14 protein-coding genes and 1 pseudogene are annotated in these 18,077 nt (G+C 73.3%); 4 read left to right on the forward strand and 11 right to left on the reverse strand.

Annotation, left to right across the window (positions count from 1 at the left end; all coding sequences use genetic code 11):
- Positions 1–133: pseudogene (locus MF605_RS11200) on the reverse strand (helix-turn-helix domain-containing protein); the annotation flags it as partial.
- A gap of 127 nt (positions 134–260) precedes the next feature.
- Between MF605_RS11200 and glnA (MF605_RS11205) the strand changes: the two are divergent.
- Both glnA (MF605_RS11205) and MF605_RS11210 read left to right on the forward strand, forming a co-directional pair.
- On the forward strand, positions 261–1,601 hold the full coding sequence (glnA, locus tag MF605_RS11205) for a type I glutamate--ammonia ligase (RefSeq protein WP_134416830.1): 1,341 nt from the start codon (positions 261–263) through the stop codon (positions 1,599–1,601).
- A gap of 10 nt (positions 1,602–1,611) precedes the next feature.
- Positions 1,612–4,734 carry a bifunctional [glutamine synthetase] adenylyltransferase/[glutamine synthetase]-adenylyl-L-tyrosine phosphorylase gene (locus tag MF605_RS11210; RefSeq protein WP_134416829.1) on the forward strand — a complete coding sequence of 1,041 codons (3,123 nt, stop codon included), beginning with the start codon at positions 1,612–1,614 and terminating at the stop codon, positions 4,732–4,734.
- Positions 4,735–4,800: 66 nt separating this feature from the next.
- Here MF605_RS11210 and MF605_RS11215 read toward each other — a convergent pair whose 3' ends face one another.
- Positions 4,801–5,805 carry an LLM class flavin-dependent oxidoreductase gene (locus MF605_RS11215; protein ID WP_134416828.1) on the reverse strand — a complete coding sequence of 335 codons (1,005 nt, stop codon included), beginning with the start codon at positions 5,803–5,805 and terminating at the stop codon, positions 4,801–4,803.
- Positions 5,806–5,958: 153 nt separating this feature from the next.
- Positions 5,959–7,383, reverse strand: coding sequence for a type I glutamate--ammonia ligase (gene glnA / locus MF605_RS11220; protein ID WP_095694673.1), 1,425 nt, complete (start codon positions 7,381–7,383; stop codon positions 5,959–5,961).
- A 125-nt stretch (positions 7,384–7,508) separates the two neighbouring features.
- On the opposite strand from glnA (MF605_RS11220), the gene MF605_RS11225 reads away from it, so the two are divergent.
- The gene (locus MF605_RS11225) at positions 7,509–8,009 is read left to right on the forward strand and encodes an RDD family protein (RefSeq protein WP_134416827.1); all 501 of its coding nucleotides are present in this window, start codon (positions 7,509–7,511) and stop codon (positions 8,007–8,009) included.
- Positions 8,010–8,080: 71 nt separating this feature from the next.
- Here the strand turns inward: MF605_RS11225 and MF605_RS11230 are convergent, their stop codons facing one another.
- The 3 genes from MF605_RS11230 to lipB are packed head-to-tail and all read right to left on the reverse strand — an operon-like array spanning position 8,081 to position 10,625.
- The gene (locus tag MF605_RS11230; protein WP_134416826.1) at positions 8,081–8,893 is read right to left on the reverse strand and encodes a DUF4191 domain-containing protein; all 813 of its coding nucleotides are present in this window, start codon (positions 8,891–8,893) and stop codon (positions 8,081–8,083) included.
- 26 nt (positions 8,894–8,919) lie between these two features.
- Positions 8,920–9,927 carry a lipoyl synthase gene (gene lipA / locus MF605_RS11235; RefSeq protein ID WP_002857341.1) on the reverse strand — a complete coding sequence of 336 codons (1,008 nt, stop codon included), beginning with the start codon at positions 9,925–9,927 and terminating at the stop codon, positions 8,920–8,922.
- Entirely contained in the window at positions 9,924–10,625 is a 702-nt protein-coding gene (gene lipB, locus MF605_RS11240) for a lipoyl(octanoyl) transferase LipB (protein ID WP_036314221.1), read from the reverse strand. The genes lipA and lipB overlap by 4 nt, the downstream gene beginning before the upstream one ends.
- A gap of 108 nt (positions 10,626–10,733) precedes the next feature.
- Between lipB and MF605_RS11245 the strand changes: the two genes are divergently transcribed.
- Positions 10,734–12,407 (forward strand): serine/threonine-protein kinase, encoded by a 1,674-nt coding sequence (locus tag MF605_RS11245; protein ID WP_049146952.1) that lies wholly within the window; start codon positions 10,734–10,736, stop codon positions 12,405–12,407.
- Between the two features lie 116 nt (positions 12,408–12,523).
- Here MF605_RS11245 and MF605_RS11250 read toward each other — a convergent pair whose 3' ends face one another.
- The 5 genes from MF605_RS11250 to MF605_RS11270 form a co-directional block, all read right to left on the reverse strand.
- Positions 12,524–12,868: a hypothetical protein gene (locus tag MF605_RS11250; protein WP_010078527.1), complete on the reverse strand. Its 345-nt coding sequence runs from the start codon at positions 12,866–12,868 to the stop codon at positions 12,524–12,526.
- Positions 12,869–12,886: 18 nt separating this feature from the next.
- The gene (gene sucB / locus MF605_RS11255) at positions 12,887–14,752 is read right to left on the reverse strand and encodes a 2-oxoglutarate dehydrogenase, E2 component, dihydrolipoamide succinyltransferase (protein ID WP_060774488.1); all 1,866 of its coding nucleotides are present in this window, start codon (positions 14,750–14,752) and stop codon (positions 12,887–12,889) included.
- A 98-nt stretch (positions 14,753–14,850) separates the two neighbouring features.
- Positions 14,851–16,230, reverse strand: a complete 1,380-nt coding sequence (gene lpdA, locus MF605_RS11260) for a dihydrolipoyl dehydrogenase (protein ID WP_036336938.1) — start codon at positions 16,228–16,230, stop codon at positions 14,851–14,853.
- Positions 16,231–16,345: 115 nt separating this feature from the next.
- Positions 16,346–17,878 (reverse strand): leucyl aminopeptidase, encoded by a 1,533-nt coding sequence (locus tag MF605_RS11265; protein WP_134416825.1) that lies wholly within the window; start codon positions 17,876–17,878, stop codon positions 16,346–16,348.
- Between the two features lie 67 nt (positions 17,879–17,945).
- Positions 17,946–18,077: integrase core domain-containing protein (locus MF605_RS11270; protein WP_143736221.1), on the reverse strand; the 132-nt coding region annotated here is incomplete at its 5' end.

Here is an 18,077-nt window from a genome sequence, read left to right on the forward strand (position 1 = left end):
CCCAGGTGGCCACCGTGGGGCGGCTGACGCGGAACTCGGCGGCGACATGGGCTTGGGGGATCCCGTCGTTCAGGTGGCGGTGGACCATCCTGAGACGGCCGGTGGGGGTCAGGGGTGCGTTAGCGTGAGTCATGAGTGGGTCTCTTCTGGCAGGTGGGTGGTGTAGGAACTTCCATCCTGCGGGGCGGGGCCCACTCGTCTCATCTCAGCCGGCGCCTCGTGGCAAGAACCTCATGACCCACAACATCTAGAGTGGCGGCATGGATCGACAGCAGGACTACGTGCTCCGCACCATCGAGGACCGGGACGTCAGGTTCGTCAGGCTCTGGTTCACGGACGTGATCGGTACGCTGAAGTCGGTGGCCCTGTCTCCGGCCGAGGTGGAGAACGCCTTCACGGAGGGCCTGGGCTTCGACGGCTCCTCGATCGACGGATACACCCGCATCTCGGAGTCGGACATGCTGCTGCAGCCCGATCCCTCGACCTTCCAGATCCTGCCCTGGCGCGGCGACCAGGGACAGAGCTCCCGGATGTTCTGCGACGTGCTCACCCCGGACGGCCGGCCCGCCCCCGCCGACCCGCGGCACGTGCTGCGCCGCGTGCTGGACCGGGCCGCGGACCGGGGCTTCACGTGCTTCACCCACCCGGAGATCGAGTTCTACCTCCTGCAGTCGGACCAGCCCGGCCCGGACGGGGAGCCGGTGCCCGTGGACCGCGCGGGCTACTTCGACAACGTGCCCGGCTCCGACGCGGCCGACTTCCGCCGCGACGCCGTCAGCCTCCTCGAGGGCATGGGCATCTCCGTCGAGTTCAGCCACCACGAGAACGGCCCCGGCCAGAACGAGATCGACCTGCGCGCGGCGGACGCGCTCACGACGGCGGACAACGTGATGACGTTCCGGACCGTCGTCAAGGAGGTCGCCGCCGCCCAGGGCACGTACGCCACGTTCATGCCCAAGCCGTTCTCCCACCACCCGGGCTCCGGCATGCACACTCACTTCTCCCTCTTCGAGGGCGACGCGAACGCGTTCTACGACCCTGCGGACGAGTTCCGGCTCTCCGTCACGGGCCGCCGGTTCATCGCGGGCCTGCTGCGCCACTCCGTGGAGATCACCGCGGTGACCCACCAGTTCGTCAACTCCTACAAGCGTCTCTGGGGCGGGGGAGAGGCCCCGTCGTACACCTCGTGGGGGCACAACAACCGTTCCGCCCTCGTGCGCGTTCCCCTGTACAAGCCGGACAAGGCCGGCTCGGCCCGCATCGAGTACCGCGGCATCGACGCCTCGGCCAACCCGTACCTCGCCTACGCCCTGCTGATCGCGGCCGGACTCAAGGGCATCGAGGAGGGCTACGAGGTGCCCGAGGCCGCCGCCGAGGACATCAGCGCGTTGACCACCCACGAGCGGCGCGTGCTCGGCCATGTCCCCCTGCCCGGCACCCTGCACGACGCCCTGCGCGCCGCCGAGGAGTCCGAGTTCGTGGCATCCGTGCTGGGCGAGCACGTCTTCGACGCCCTGCTGCGCAACAAGCGCCAGGAATGGGACGACTACCGGGTGGAGGTCACGCCGTACGAGCTGCGGCGCTACCTCTCCGGCCTCTGAGGCGCCGGCCGTGTCCGCCCTGCCCGACGCGGCGACCGCCGACGCCCCGGACCGCCGCACCCTCGCGCACGCCGGCGTCGCCGACGCCGGCCGCGTGCAGACGCTGCTCACCTCGCCCGAGTTCGAGGGCGTGGACGTGCGTCCCCTCGTCGAGCTCCTCGGCCACGCCGCCGATCCCGACCGGGCCCTGCTGCTGTGGGTGCGCCTGGCCGAGCGCGAGCCCCGCGTCCACCACGCCCTCCGGGACCCCGGGACGACGGCCCGCCTGCTGCGGCTGCTCGGCGCCTCCGAGGCCCTCGGCGAGTTCCTCATCCGCCGTCCCGAGCACCTAGACCTCGTCCTCGACCCGGACGCGGCCGCCGCCACCGCGCCCGCCCTCGCCCAGCCCGACCCGACCGCCGGCGAGCCCTGGGGTGATGCGTCCGCCGCCCTGCGCCGCCTGCTCCTGGACTCGGTGGGCGCCGACCCGGACGCCGACCGCCCCCTCGCGGCCGTCACCGGCAAGGACGCCGCCGTCGCCCTGCGCCGCGCCTACCGCCGCCAGCTGGCCGCGATCGCCCTGCGCGACCTCGACTCCGCCGAGCCCACGGCGGCCATGCCCTCGGTGGGCCGCTGGCTCGCGGACCTGGCCGGCGCCACCGTGGACGCGGCGCTCGCCGTCTCACGAGCCGTCCTCACCGAGCGGGAGGGCCCCGTGGTGGACCGCGTGGACCTCGCCGTGATCGGCATGGGCAAGTGCGGCGCCGGCGAACTCAACTACGTCTCAGACGTGGACGTCGTGTTCGCCCACGCCGTCCGCGAGGCCGCGGACGGCGCGGACCCCGACGCCCAGGTCCCGGACGGGCCGCGCGCCGCCGCGCTCGCGGCCGAGCTGGCCGCGGGCATCGGCCGCGTGATCCAGGGTGCGGCCCCCGAGCCGGGACTGTGGGAAGTCGACGCCAACCTGCGTCCCGAGGGCAAGGACGGCGCCCTGAGCCGCACCGTGGAGTCCCACGCCGAGTACTACCGCCGCTGGGCCCACGGCTGGGAGTTCCAGGCCCTGCTCAAGGCCCGCCCGATCGCGGGCTCGCCACAGCTCGGCGAGCGCTACATCGCGGAAATCTGGCCCCGGGTGTGGGAGTCCTCCGCGCGCGACGGGTTCGTCGAGTCCGTCCGGGCCATGCGCGCCCGGGTCCTGGACACCCTCGCCCCCGCGGAGCGCGAGCGGGAGATCAAGCTCGGGCCCGGCGGTCTGCGCGACGTCGAGTTCACGGCCCAGCTGCTCCAGCTCGTGCACGGCCGTGCGGACGAGTCGCTGCGGGTGCGCGGCACGCTCGACGCGGTGCGGGCGCTGCACGCCGCCTCCTACGTCACCACGCGAGACGCGCGGGCGTTCGACGAGCACTACCGGTGGCTGCGCACCCTCGAGCACCGCATCCAGCTCGTGCACCTGCGGCGCACCCACCTGATGCCGGTCAAGGAGGAGGCCCGCCGCGTCGTCGCCCGGTCGTTGCGCGGCGCCGCCGACCGGGGCCCCGCCACCGGCGAGGACCTCCAGGCCGAGTTCACGCGCGTGCGCCGCGCCGTGCGCGGTCTCCACGAGACCGTGTTCTACCGGCCGCTGCTGTCGACGACGGCCGCCCTGTCCGCCGAGGACGTGCGGCTGTCCGCGGAGGCCGTCCGCGACCGCCTGGCGGCGCTGGGCTACCGCGACCCGCAGGGCGCCCTGCGGCACATCGAGGCCCTCACGCAGGGCGTCTCGCGCCGGGCCGCGGTCCAGCGGCAGCTGCTGCCGGCCATGCTCGGGTGGTTCGCGCGGGGCGCCGACCCCGACGGCGGCCTGCTCGCCTTCCGCCGGCTCTCCGAGTCGCTCGGCGGCACGGCCTGGTATCTGCGGATGCTCCGCGACTCCTCGGACGCCGCCCGGCGGCTGTGCCTGGTCCTGTCCGGCTCCCGGTTCGTGGGGGACCTGCTCGAGCACTCGCCCGAGGCCGTGGCCTGGGTGGGGGACGACCGGGAGCTCGACCCCCGGGGCGCCATACAGCTCTGGCGCCAGGTCGACGCGCGGCTCGACCGCCGCGTGGCCGCGCAGGAGGCCCCGGCCGCCGTCCGCCACGTGCGGCAGGTGCGCCGCAGCGAGACCCTGCGCGTGGCCCTGGCGGACATCTCGGGGCTGCTGGACCTCGAGGCCGTCACCGGGGCCCTGTCGGACATCGACCAGATCACCGTCGTCGGCGCCCTGCGCGTGGCCTCGCGCGCCGTCGTCGGGGACGCCGACCCGCTCACCGACGTGCTCGTGGTGGCCATGGGCCGCCAGGGCGGCCGGGAGATCACCTACGGCTCGGACCTCGACGCCCTGTTCGTGCACCGGCCACGCCCCGGCGTCGACGAGGGGCGGGCGCGCGAGCAGGCCGAGGAGGTCGTGCGGACGCTGATGTCCCTGCTGCACCGCCCCGCGACCCCGCCGCTGCCCGGCGAGCGGCCGCTCGAGGTGGACGCCGACCTGCGCCCCGAGGGGCGCCAGGGGCCGCTCGTGCGCACCCTGGACTCGTACCGGGAGTACTACGGGCGCTGGGCGGAGGTGTGGGAGCGTCAGGCGCTGCTGCGCGCCCGGCCCCTGGCCGGCGACGACGACCTCGCCACCGACTTCCGGCGGTGGGCCGACGGCGTCCGCTACGCCGGGGACCTGACCACCGCGGACGCGCGGGAGATCCGGCGCATCAAGGCCCGTGTGGAGGCCGAGCGCCTGCCCCGCGGCGCGGACCCCTCCCGGCACGTCAAGCTCGGCCGCGGCGGGCTCTCGGACGTGGAGTGGCTGGTGCAGTCCCTGCAGCTGCGCCACGCGGGAGAGGTCGAGGACCTGCGGGTCACCGGCACGCTGCCGGCCCTGCGGGCGATCGCCCGGCACGGGCTGCTGCCCGAGGCCGAGGTCGCCGTGCTGGAGGAGGCGTGGCTGCTGGCCACCCGGATCCGCGCCGCCCTGCTGCTGTGGACGGGCAAGGTCTCGGACGTGCTGCCCACGAACATGCGCGACCTCGAGGCCGTGGCCCGCCTCAGCGGGGTGGGCACGGCCGGCGGGGAGCTCGAGGAGCGCTACCTGCGGGTGACCCGCCTGGCCCGTCAGGTGTTCGAGACCCGGTTCTACGGGCTCTGAACGACGCCGGCCCGCCACCTCGACGGGGTGGCGGGCCGGCCGTGCTCCGGTGTCGCGAGCGCCGGCTCAGGCGCGCACGACGTGCTCCCCGAGCAGCTCCAGGGTGCGTCGCCGCACGCCGGCGTCCTGGGCCGCCGTCGTGATGATCAGCTCGTCCGCCTGGACCCGCGCCGCGAAGTCGTGCAGCCACGCCGCCGTCGTCGGGCCGGTGCCCACGGCCGTGCACTCGAGCATCCCGAGCACCTGCTGACCGGCGGGGGAGTGCAGCAGCATCTCGACCTCGTCGTCGGTGAGGGTGCGGCCCCGGCCGAGCATCATCCGGATGCGCGCCCGCTGCGCGGCCTGCCACTCCCGCTCGGCCACCTCCTCGGTGTCCGCGGCGATCACGTTGGCCGCCGCGATGAAGTGCGGCTCCGCGAGGGCCTCGGAGGGCTCGAAGTGCTCCCGGTACAGGCGCGCCGCATGCTCGAGCATCTGCGGTGCGAAGTGGCTCGCGAACGCGTAGCCCAGGCCGAGCTGCGCGGCCAGCTGGGCGCCGAACGCCGAGGAGCCGAGGATGTACAGCGGCACGTTGGTGCCCTTGCCGGGGTAGGCGTCGATGCCGGGGATCAGGCTCTGGCCGGTGAGGTAGCCCTGCAGCTCGAGCACGTCCTGCGGGAAGCGCTCGGCCGCCGACGGATCCCGGCGCAGCGCCTGCAGCGTCCGCTGGTCGGTGCCGGGGGCGCGACCCAGGCCCAGGTCGATGCGGCCGGGGTGCAGCTCGGCCAGGGTGCCGAACTGCTCGGCGATCACCAGCGGCGAGTGGTTGGGCAGCATGACGCCGCCGGAGCCGAGGCGGATCGAGTCGGTGTGGGCGGCCACGTGCGCGATGAGTACGGCCGTGGCGGAGGAGGCGATGGAGGGCATGTTGTGGTGCTCCGCGTACCAGACGCGCCGGAAGCCGGCGGCCTCGGCGACGCGGGCCTGCTCCACGGATTCGGCGAAGGCTTCGCACATCGGGGCGCCGTCGCGGACGAGGGCGAGGTCCAGCAGGGACAGCGGCGGGGGGGTGGGGGCGGTGTGCTCGGTCATGGTGCTCCTGGTCTGCGGGCCGCCCGGCCGGGCGGAGGTCTCCACAGATCCAGCGCCCACCGGCCCCGGACTATTCCGCGGCCGGGCACGACGACGGCCGCCCGCCTCCGGCGTGGGAGACGAACGGCCGTCGTCGGGGCCGCGGCGGGCGGATCAGACCGAGTAGTACAGCTCGAACTCGTAGGGGTTCGGGCGCAGGGCCAGCGGGGCGATCTCCATCTCGCGCTTGTACGCGATCCAGGTCTCGATCAGCTCTTCGGTGAACACGTCGCCGGCCAGGAGGAACTCGTGGTCCTCCTCGAGGGCGTTCAGGGCCTCGTCCAGGGTGGCGGGTGCCTTCTGGATGTCGGCGGCCTCCTCGGCCGGCAGCTCGTAAAGGTCCTTGTCGATCGGCTCGGCCGGCTCGATGCGGTTGCGGATGCCGTCCAGGCCGGCCATCAGCTGCGCGGCGAACGCGAGGTACGGGTTGCCCGAGGCGTCCGGGGCGCGGAACTCGATGCGCTTGGCCTTCGGGTTGGAGCCGGTGATCGGGATGCGGATGCCCGCCGAGCGGTTGCCCTGCGAGTAAACCATGTTCACGGGGGCCTCGAAGCCCGGCACCAGGCGGCGGTAGGAGTTCACCGTGGGGTTGGTGAAGGCCAGGACCGCGGAGGCGTGCTTCAGCAGGCCGCCGATGTACCAGCGGGCGGTGTCCGAGAGGTTCGCGTAGCCCTTCTCGTCGAAGAACAGCGGCTCGCCGCCGTTCCACAGGGACTGGTGGCAGTGCATGCCGGAGCCGTTGTCGCCGAAGACGGGCTTGGGCATGAAGGTCGCGGACTTGCCGAACATGTTGGCGACGTTCTTGACGACGTACTTGAACTTCTGCAGGTCGTCCGCCGAGTGGGTCAGCGTGTTGAAGCGGTAGTTGATCTCGGCCTGGCCGGGCGCGCCCACCTCGTGGTGCGAGCGCTCCACGGTGAGCCCGACCTCGGCGAGGACGGCGCAGATCTCGTCGCGCAGGTCGGCCTGCTTGTCCGTGGGGGAGACGGGGAAGTAGCCGCCCTTGAGGCCGGTCTTGTGGCTCAGGTTGCCGCCCTCGTCCTCGCGGGAGGCGTTCCACCAGGCCTCGTCCGAGTCCACGGCGTAGAACGAGCCGCGGGGGGAGGACTCGTAGCGGACGTCCTCGAAGATGAAGAACTCGGCCTCGGGGGCGAAGAACGCCGTGTCGGCGATGCCGGAGGAGCTCAGGTAGGCCTCCGCGCGCTGGGCCACGCCGCGCGGGTCGCGCAGGTAGGGCTCGCCGGTGCGGGGGTTCACGATGGAGAAGTTCATCGTGAGGGTCTTGCGGACCCGGAAGGGGTCCACGAAGGCCGTCGCGACGTCCGGGATGAGCTGCATGTCGGACTCGGCGATGCCGGCGAAGCCCCGGATGGAGGAGCCGTCGAAGAGCTGGCCGGTGACGAAGAAGTCTTCGTCGACACTCGAGGCGGGCACGTTGAAGTGGTGCTGCAGCCCGGGGAGGTCGGTGAAGCGGACGTCGACGAACTCGACCCCCTCTTCCCTGATGTACGTGAGGACTTCCTGGGGGGAGGTGAACATGGTTCGCTCCTGGCCTTCCTGTGTGTGGCGGCGACGCCTGCGACGGCGGACGCCTCTATACTACGCGCCCGGCGTGGCCCCGCCAGACCGGCGCGCGTGCCGTGGTCGCGCACTACGCTGGTGGGGTGGCACGCAGAGCACCCGACCCCCAGGACCGCACCGAGACGACCGGCCGAGCGGAGCCGCTGATCACGCGCCGCGATCTGGCCGGCTGGGTGGACGGTCCCGGCGGGGGGCGCGCCGGCGGCCGCTGGCCGGGGGACCTGCTCGGCCTGCCGGAGCGCGGTCCGGCCTCCATGGCGACGGCGGCCCGCCGCATGGGCGCCCTCGTCCTCGACTGGTTCATCGCCCTGGGCATCTCGTGGCTGGCCTTCGACGCCGACGCGATCGCCACCCTCCTCGTGTTCGCCGCGATGCACGTGATCGGTCTCACCCTGCTGGCCACCACGGTGGGCAAGGCCGTGTGCCGCATCCAGGTCGTCCGCGTCGGCGGCCGCCCGGCCGGCCTGCTCCGGATCCTGCTGCGCACGGCCCTGCTGTGCCTCGTGCTGCCGGCCGTCGTCGTCGGGCCGGACGGGCGCGGCATGCACGACAAGCTCGCGGACACCGTCGAGATCCGCATGTGACCGTCCCGCCCGCACACGACAGGGGCGCCCCGCCGTGCGTCGGCGGGGCGCCCCTGTCGTCTGCGGCCGGTTCAGCGGCCGCGCATCGCGCGGCGGCTCGGGCGCACCTTGTTCGGGTCGACGCCCTTGGGGATGGGCAGTCGGTTGGTGTTGAGCGCGGTCAGGCGCTTGTCCACGGCCTGGACCTCCTGTGCCGTGAGGGCCTTCTTCATGCCCTTGAGCGTGCCGGGCAGCTCGTGCAGCGGGACCTGGCCCTGGCCGTTGCCGGACTCCACCACGGTGACGGGCACGCCGGGCAGGAAGCGGCGCATGGCCTTCTCCTCCTTGCCCACCAGCGCGGCGACGCGGGGGGAGGGGCCCTCCGTCACCAGCACCACGCCCGGCCGGCCCACGGCGCGGTAGACGAGGTCCTGGGTCTTCGGATTCACGGCGGCCGGCTGCTCGGGCACGATCCAGCCGCGGCCCAGCGTGGAGAGCGCGGCGCCGGCGGCGCCGGGGCGGCCCTCGAGCTGGGCGAACCCGGCGCGGCGCGCCTTCCGGTTCAGGATGACGACGGCGGCGAGCACACCGAACGGGATCGCGATGAGCAGCCACGTGATCCAGTTGTCCAGCAGCAGGCCGATGACGAGGCCGACGACGAGGGCGGCCAGGAAGGCCAGCAGCATCCACAGACCGACCTTGGGGTCGTGCGCCTTGGTCATGGCGTAGGCCTGCTTGAGCTGGGAGATCACGCCCGGGCCCTTCGCGGCGCGCTTGTCCCGGCGCTGGGCCTTCGTCTGCTCCTTCTCGTGGCGGCGACGCTCGCGCTGCATGGCCTTGACCTCCTTGACCGTGGCGGAGGTGGAGCCGGAGGAGGATGCGGGGGGCTGGCTGTTCTTCGTCATGACGGGATCCAGTCTAGTCGGGCGGCTCAGGACATCTGGGCGACGACAGCGGAGGCCTCCTGGCGGGCGGTCTTCTCCCCGGCCAGGTGCGCCAGGTTCTCCGGCAGGGTCCGGCCGAGGCGCTGCATGGCCTGCGCGTAGAGCTTGCCCGCGCGGTACGACGAGCGCACCAGCGGGCCCGCCATGACGCCCTGGAAGCCGATCTCCTCGGCGCGCTGGGACCACTGGACGAACTCCTGCGGCTTCACCCAGCGGTCGATGGGGTGGTGCAGCTTCGAGGGCCGCACGTACTGCGTGATGGTGATGATGTCGCAGCCGGCCTCGTGCAGGTCCACCAGGGCCTGGTCGATCTCGTGGTCCTCCTCGCCCATGCCCAGGATGAGGTTGGACTTGGTGACGAGCCCGTCGGCCTTGGCCATCGTGAGCACCTTGAGGGACTTCTCGTATGTGAAGGCCGGGCGGATGCGCTTGAAGATGCGCGGCACCGTCTCCAGGTTGTGCGCGAACACCTCGGGCCGCGCGTCGAACACCTGCTGGACGAGCTCCGGCACCGCGCCGAAGTCCGGCGGCAGGATCTCGACGCCGGTCCCCGGGTTGAGCGCGTGGATGCGGCGGATGGTCTCCGCGTAGAGCCACGCCGCGCCGTCCTTCTGGTCGTCACGGGCCACGCCCGTGACGGTGGCGTACCGCAGGTCCATCTCGCGGATGTTCTCGGCGACCTTCTGCGGCTCCTCCATGTCCAGGGGACGCGGCTTGCCGGAGGTGATGTCGCAGAAGTCGCACCGGCGGGTGCAGATGTCGCCGCCGATGAGGAACGTGGCCTCGCGGTCCTCCCAGCACTCGAAGATGTTGGGGCAGCCGGCCTCCTCGCACACGGTGTGCAGGCCGGCGGACTTGACCTTGTTCTTCAGGCCGATGTACTCGGGGCCCATGTGGACCTTGGCCTTGATCCACTCGGGCTTGCGCTCGACGGGCACCTCGGCGTTGCGCGCCTCCACGCGCAGCAGGCGGCGGCCTTCGGGGGCGAGGCTCATGCGGGGATTCCTTCCGTGGGGGTGACGGCGATGTACGCCGGCCCGAGCTCGTCCAGATGACGGGTGAGCACCGGGACGACGTCGGCCGGCGTGATGGTCCGGCCCGTCTCGACCGACAGGGTGGTGGTGGCGGCGTCCGTGATGCCGCACGCGATGATCCCCTCGTAGGGGGCCAGGGAGTTGGAGCAGTTCAGCGCGAAGCCGTGCATGGAGACGCCGTCGTGGATGGACAGGCCGATGGCGCCGACCTTGCGGTCCGGGCGGGCCGTGCCGTCGTCGTCCCGGTCCGCGAGGACCCAGATGCCTGCCCGCCCGTCCACGCGGACGGCCGTGACGCCGAACTCGGCGGCGGTGCGGATCAGCAGCTCCTCAAGGAACCAGACGTAGTCCTTGACGTGGGCACGGTCGCGCAGCCGGACCACGGGGTAGCCGACCAGCTGGCCCGGCCCGTGCCATGTGATCTTGCCGCCGCGGTCCACGTCCACGACGGGGGCGCCGTCCGTGGGGCGCTCGGCGTCCTCGGTGCGACGACCGGCCGTGTAGACGGCTTCGTGCTCCAGGAGGAGGAATTCGCCGTCGGAGCGGCCGGCGACGACGTCCGCGTGCAGGGCGCGCTGGGCGTCCCAGGCGGCGTGGTAGTCCACCAGGTCGGGCGCCAGGCCGAGCACGCGCAGGGGCGGCAGGGGTGTCTCGGGCATGACGTCCACTGTAGTCCTCGGGCCCGGACCTGTGGACAACCGCCGTGACGCTCGGGGACATGCGGCACCCTGGGCTGGAACGGACGGCGCGGCGGAGAGGGGAGACCGATGCGGGACTGGGACGAGGCGGACGGCGGCGCGGCCGGACGCGTCGGCGGCGGGCCGGAGACCGAACCGGAGAGGTCGTCGGAGCCGGGCACGGCTGCGCCGCGCGCCCCGGGCTGGGAACCCGTCCGGCTGCTCGGCGCGGGCGCCCAGGCGGAGGTCTGGCTCGTCGAGGACGGTCGGGGCGTCCGGGCCGCCCTGAAGGTGCCCCGTGCCGGCGCGGCGCCGGATGCGCTGGCGGCGGAGGCGCAGGCCGGACGGGTCGCGCATCCCCATCTGCTGCGCGTGCTCGGCGTGGTGGAGACGGACCGGGGCCTCGGGGTCCTCACCGAGCACCGCGCGGCCGGCACGCTGCAGGACATGGTGCAGCGGGTCGGACCCCTGAGCCCGGGGCAGGCCGTCACCGTGCTCGTCCCGATCGCCCAGGCTCTCGCGTGCCTGCACCGCGAGGGGGTGGTGCACGGCGACGTGTCCCCGGCGAACGTCCTGTTCGGCGTCGACGGCAGCCCGGCCCTCGCCGACCTCGGCGTCGCCCGGGTGGTCGGCGGGGCGTCGGGGGCCGGGGCGACGCCGGGCTTCGCGGCCCCCGAGGCGCTCGCCGCGGTGGAGGGGGCCGGGGCGGAACCGGGGGCGTCTCCGGCGGTGGGGGCGCCGAGTGACGTCCATGCGTGGGCCGCCCTGGGCTGGTACGCGCTCACCGGTCGGGCGCCGGGCGCCGCCGGGCATCGGGCGCCGCTGCCCGTCCTGGTCCCCGAAGCGTCCCCCGAGCTCGCGCTGCTGCTCGATGCGGCGCTCTCCCCGGACCCGGCGGCGCGGCCGAGCGCGGAGGAGGCCGCCGCAGCCGTATACGCGACGGCCCGGCCCGAGCCGGTCCCGCTGGGAGAGGCCGCCCCCGCCGAGGTGGCGCACCTGCTGCCCACGGTGCTGCCGGGCTCCGGGCCCACGCGGCGACGCCGGGGACGACGCGCGGCTCCGAGACGGCGCGCGCTCGCGCGCCGACGGGGGGCGGCGCCACGCCGGGGCGTCCTCGTGGCCGCCGGGCTGGCCACCGCGCTGGCCGTCGGCGGCGGCACCGCCGGGCTGTGGTGGCCGGCGTCCCTGGGCGACGCGACGGAGGGGGCGCCGGAGCCGGCGGGCGCGGTGCCGGCCGGCACCTCGGTGGACGCGGCGCGCCCGGCGGACGGGACGCCGGAGAGCGGGACGCCGGCGAGGGTGCCGGACGCGGGTGCCCCCGGGGAGGACGCCGCCGGGGAGGACGCCGTCGACGTGGGCGAGGCGCTGGCCGCGGTCGGCCACGCCCGGACTGCCGCGCTCATCGACCCGGAGCCTGCGCGACTGGACGCCTACGCCGTGCCCGGGGGACCGGCGTGGGAGAACGACCGGGATCTGCTGCGCCGGCTGACGGACGAGGGGTTCGCCTTCTCCGGCCTCGAGGTGACGGTGGAGCAGGCCGGACCCGCCCGGCGGGCCGGGGACGACGCGCTGCGTGTCGACGCCGTGCTCCGGACGTCGGCCCACACCGTGCTGGACCGCGCGGGACGCGTGGCGGCGCATCGGGAGGCGACGGCCGAGGAGGTCGTGCTGGTCCTGCGCAGCGGCCACGGAGAGGGCCCCGAGGGGCGGGACGGCGGCGCGGCGGGTCGGACGTGGCGGGTCGAGACCGTCGATCCGCGCTGACCCCGGGCCCGGATCCAGCGCCGGAGGCCGGCGGTCCAGACGGGGGGACGCCGCGGGCCCCGGGGAGAAGCTCCCCGGGGCCCGCGGCGTGGTGCGGCGTCAGCCGCCTGGGCTGATCACTGCCAGAGGACGGCGACCAGGATGTTCACCAGGCCCAGACCGCCCACCGCGTGGGCCAGGCCCGTGGGCACGACCTCCCCGCGGTTGGACTTGCGGCGGCCGATCAGGGCGGCCACGAAGACGATGACGCCGATCAGGAACTTGACGCCCAGCTTCATGTGGTTCGGCTCCCCGCTCATGGCGAGGCCGAAAAGCACCACGCCGGAGACGATCATGCCCACGGAGCCCCACCACTGCGAGGTGGTGACGGTCGGGTTGCGGAAGTGCGCGAACCAACCGCCCACGATCGCTGCGGCGGACACGATGTGCACGGCCACCAGGATGCTGTGCAGGATATCCACAGTCCTTCTCCCTTTCCGTCAGAGACCCAGCTCGTTGGCGAACTCGCCGCCCTCGAGACGCTGACGCAGCGTCGTCAGGAAGCGGCCCGCGTCGGCCCCGTCCACCAGGCGGTGGTCGTAGGTCAGGGACAGGTACATCATGTGGCGGATGGCGATCGAGTCGTTGCCGTCCGCGTCGGTCACCACCATGGGGCGCTTCACGATCGCACCGGTGCCCAGGATCGCGACCTGCGGCTGGTTGATGATCGGCGTGTCGAACAGCGCGCCCACGGAGCCGATGTTCGTGATCGAGAACGTGCCGCCCGAGAGCTCGTCCGGCGAGATCTTGTTCGTGCGGGTGCGCTCGGCCACGTCGGCGATCTTCTGGGCGAGGCCCGTCAGGTTCAGGGAGCCGGCGTCCTTGATGACGGGAACCAGCAGCCCCTTCTCCGTGTCCACGGCGATCGCGATGTCCTCGGACGCGTGGTAGGTGATCTCCTTGTTGTCCTCGGAGAACGACGCGTTCAGCTTGGGGTGCTGCTTGAGGGCCTCGGCGACCGCCTTGGTGATGAACGGCAGGTACGTCAGGTTCACGCCGGCCTGCTGCTGGAAGGAGGCCTTGGCCTTCTTGCGCAGCTGCACGATGCGGGTGACGTCCACCTCGTGCACCTGGGTGAGCTGGGTGGACAGGTCGAGGGACTCGCGCATGCGCTGGGCGATGACCTGGCGGATGCGCGGCGCCTTCTCCACCTCGCCGCGGACCGAGGGGTCCACGGAGGAGCTCGCGGCCGGGGCGGACGCAGCGGCCGGGGCCGACGACGGGGCGGCAGCCTCGGAGGCCTGCTCGGCCGGAGCCTCGGACCCGCCCGCGGCGGCCTGCGAGGCCAGCGCGGCGGCGAGCACGTCCTGCTTGCGGATGCGGCCGCCGACGCCCGTGCCGCGGACCGTGGACAGGTCCACGTTGTTCTGGTGGGCCAGGCGGCGCACCAGCGGGGTCACGTAGCCCTGGCCGGGCTCGGTGGCGGAGGGCGCCTCGGCGGACTCGGCCTGCGCGGAGTCGCGCTCAGCGGACTCGCGCCGGGAGGCCTCCTCGGACGGGGACGCCTCGGGCGTCTTCTCCGACTTCTCGGCGCCGGCGGCCTCGGCGGCCTCCTCGGTCTCCTCGGGGGCCTCGGCCTCGGTCGCCTTGTCCTCGATCTCCTCGGCGGACGCCTCGTCCTGACCGGAGGAGCCCTCCGACGGGGCGGAGCCGCCGCCGGCGGAGCCGGAGCCGACGAGCGCGAGGACGGCGCCCACCTCGACGGTGTCGTCCTCCTCCGCACGGATCTCCAGGAGGGTGCCCGCCACGGGGGAGGGGATCTCGGTGTCGACCTTGTCGGTGGAGACCTCGAGCAGCGGCTCGTCGACCTCGACCTCGTCGCCGACGGACTTCAGCCAGCGGGTCACGGTGCCCTCGGTCACGGACTCGCCCAGCGCGGGCAGGGTGACCTCGGAGGCCTCGCCGCCGGCCGACGGGGCCTCGTCCGAGCCCTGGTCGGTGGAGGCGCGCTCCTCCGGGGCCGGCTCGCCTGCGGGCTCCTGCTGGGCGTCGTCCTGCTGCGCCTCCTCGACGGCGGGCTCCTCGGCCGCGGCGTCGTCCTCCGACGCGTCGGCGGAGCCGCCGCCGGAGCCGTCGCCGATCGTGGCCAGCGGGGCGCCGACCTCGACCGTGTCGTCCTCCTCGACCAGGATCTCCTCGAGCACGCCGGCCACGGGGGACGGGATCTCGGTGTCGACCTTGTCGGTGGAGACCTCCACCAGGGGCTCGTCGACGGCGACCTCGTCGCCGACGGCCTTGAGCCAGCGGGTCACGGTGCCCTCGGTGACGGATTCGCCCAGGGCGGGCAGGTTCACGGTTTCAGACATGGTTCCGATGCTCCTCATGAGGGGTGGGCGCCGGGGGCGCCCACCCGGGGTTGCGAGGTGGGCCCGACGCACGGACCCGGGATGGTCAGTGCGGTGGGTCAGCTGTGCAGCGGGTGGCCGAACAGGGCCATGGCGGCCTCGCCCAGGGCCTCGTTCTGCGTGGGGTGCGCGTGCACGAACTGGGCGACGTCCTCGGGGTAGGCCTCCCAGTTCACGATGAGCTGCGCCTCGCCGATCTGCTCGCCGATGCGCTTGCCGATGCCGTGCACGCCCACGATCGGGCCGTTCTTCTGGCGGATCATCTTGATGATGCCGCCGGTGCCGAGGATCGAGGACTTGCCGTTGCCGGCCAGGTTGTACTCGGCGACCTCGACGTTGTCCTTGCCGAACTTCTCCTCCGCCTTGGGCTGGGTGTAGCCCACGGACATGATCTCCGGCTCGGTGAAGGTGACCTTCGGGATGTTGATGTCCTCGACGACCATCGGCTTGTTGCCGGCGATCTCCTCGGCCACGAAGATGCCCTGCTGGAAGCCGCGGTGCGCCAGCTGCAGACCGGGGACGATGTCGCCCACGGCGTAGATGTTGCCGACGCCGGTGTGCAGACGCTCGTCGGTGAGGACGAAGCCGCGGTCCATCTTGACGCCCTGCTCCTCGTAGCCGAGGCCCTCGGTGTTCGGGCCGCGGCCGACGGCGACGAGGCAGACCTCGGCCTCGAACTCCTTGCCGTCCGCGAGGGTCACCTTGACGCCCGAGTCGGTCTCCTCGACCTTGTCGAAGAACGTGCCCAGGTTGGTCTTGATGCCCTTCTTCTTGAACTCGCGCTCGAGGACCTTGATGATCGCCGGGTCCTCGTTGGGGACCAGGGTCTTCAGGCCCTCGATGATGGTGACGTCGACGCCGAAGGAGTTCCACAGGGACGCGAACTCGGAGCCGATGACACCGCCGCCGAGCACGATGGCCGACTTCGGGGTGTAGTCCAGCTCGAGGGCCTCCGTGGAGGTCATGATCTTCTTGGAGATGGGCAGGCCCATGGTCTTGGCCACGGAGCCGGAGGCCAGCACGATGTTCTCCGCCGTGTAACGGGTGCCGTCGACCTCGACCTCGTTCTTCGAGACGAGCTTGCCCTCGCCCTCGATGACCTGGACCTTGCGCATCTTCAGCAGGCCGGCCAGGCCCTTGTGCTTGCCGGCGACGATGCCGTCCTTGTAGTCGCGCACCTTCGCCATGTCCACGGACTCGAGGGTCGCGTTGACGCCGAACTTGGCGGCGTTGCGGGTCTCATCGGCCACCTCGGCGGCGTGCAGGTAGGCCTTCGTGGGGATGCAACCCCAGTGCAGGCAGGTGCCGCCGACCTTGGACTTCTCCACGAGGGCGACGGACTTGCCGTACTGCACGGAACGCAGGGCTGCGGCGTACCCGGCGGAGCCACCGCCGAGGACGAGGACGTCGAATTCCTGAGCGGTTGCCTTGTCGGCCACGGTGTTGCTCCTTGGTGCTGGGTTCGGTGGATCGTGGTGGTGGTGCGTCACCGCCACCCCCGGCCGTCGGCGGCGGGCCGCGCGGCCGGGGATGCGGTGGACATCGGGACCAACCTTACCGGGCACGCCCCTCGATGAGACCCAACAGGGTCCGCACCATCACGCCGGTGGCGTCCTGCGGGGTGTAGCCGTACGCGGCCGACTCGTTGAAGGAGGGACCGGCGATGTCGAGGTGGGCCCAGGGGGTCCGCGCGGCGGCGTCGCCCTCCGGCCGTCCGGCGTCGACGAATTCTCGCAGGAAGGTGGCGGCGGTCATCATGCCGCCGAAGCGGTCGCCCATGTTGGAGATGTCCGCGACGCGCGAATTGAGCGAGGCGCGCAGCTGCTCCGGCAGGGGCATGCCCCACGCGAGCTCCCCGGCGGCGTCGGCCGCGGCGACGACCTCGTCGCGCAGCGCGTCGTCACCCATGACGCCCGTGTGGCGCACGCCGAGGGCGACCAGCTGGGCGCCGGTGAGGGTGGCCACGTCGAGCACCGCGTCGGGGCGCTCGTCGGTGGCCGCCACGAGGGCGTCGGCCATGACGACGCGGCCCTCGGCGTCCGTGTTCATGACCTCCACGGTCTTGCCGCCGTACATCGTGATGACGTCGGACGGGCGGATGGCGGTGCCCGAGGGCATGTTCTCGGCCAGCGCCAGCCAGCCGGTCACCTTCACAGGGACGTCCAGGGCCGCGGCGGCGCGCACGACGGCGAAGACGGTGGCGGCGCCGGCCATGTCCGACTTCATCGTCATCATCGAGGCGGCGGGCTTCAGCGAGATGCCGCCCGTGTCGAAGGTGATGCCCTTGCCCACCAGCGCGATGTGCGCGGCGGCGTCGGCCGGCGCGTGCTCGATGCGCACGAGCCGCGGCGGGCGGGAGGAGCCCTGGCCGATCGCGAGGATGCCGCCGAAGCCCTCGGCGCGCAGGCGGTCCTCGTCCCACACGTCCACGCTCACGGACGAGTCCGCGAGGTCCTCCGTGACCGCGTCCGCGAACGTGGCCGGGTAGAGGTGCGAGGGGGCCGTGTTCACCAGGTCGCGCACGGCGCAGACCGCGTCGCCCACGACGGCGGCCCGGCGCAGCACGGGGTCGGCGTCCGCGGCGGCGAGCGGGGTGACGACCTCGACCTCGCGGACGGGACGGGACGTGTCCGTCTCGGCGCGGGCGCGCTCGGACTTCTGGGCGGTGAAGGCGTACGCGCTCAGGACGGCGCCCTCGGCGACGGCGGCCAGTCGGGCCGGGGTGTCGGCCGGCAGGGCCAGGGCCACGGCGTCGGTGCCGGCCAGGGAGCGCACGGCAGCCCCGGCGGCGCGGCGCAGGGACTCGTCCGCGGCCTCGCCGTCGTCGTCCAGACCGCCGACGCCGGCCAGGACCAGCAGCGGCACCGGCACGCCGCCCAGGCCCGGCAGGCGATGGACCTCGTCCTCGGCGCCCCGCACGCCCAGCAGCTCGAACGAGGCCTCGAGGGCGGTGGCCGCCTCGGCCGGCAGCGCGTCCGTCAGGAGCACGGGGCCGTCCGGGCCGGTGCCCACCCCCACCACGAGGGCGGAGGCGGTCAAGTCCTCCAGGGCGCGGGCGGTCAGGGTCGGGCGGTCCAGGGTGATCACGGACGGGCCTCTCTTCCGGGGGTGGGGGATGCGCCCGGCGGGGTGGGCCGGGCCGTCCCGCGTCATCCTAGCTGTAAGAGGTCATGACGTTGTTGACTCGGGCCGGGGCCAACGAGGCCGGAGGGGCGTCCCCGCAGGAGGTATGAGGCCGATGGTAGTTGTAGTGGTTCACCCACACGGCCAGCGCCTCACGCCGAGC

It is taken from the genome of Micrococcus luteus (assembly GCF_022664405.1).
GTDB lineage: Bacteria > Actinomycetota > Actinomycetes > Actinomycetales > Micrococcaceae > Micrococcus > Micrococcus luteus.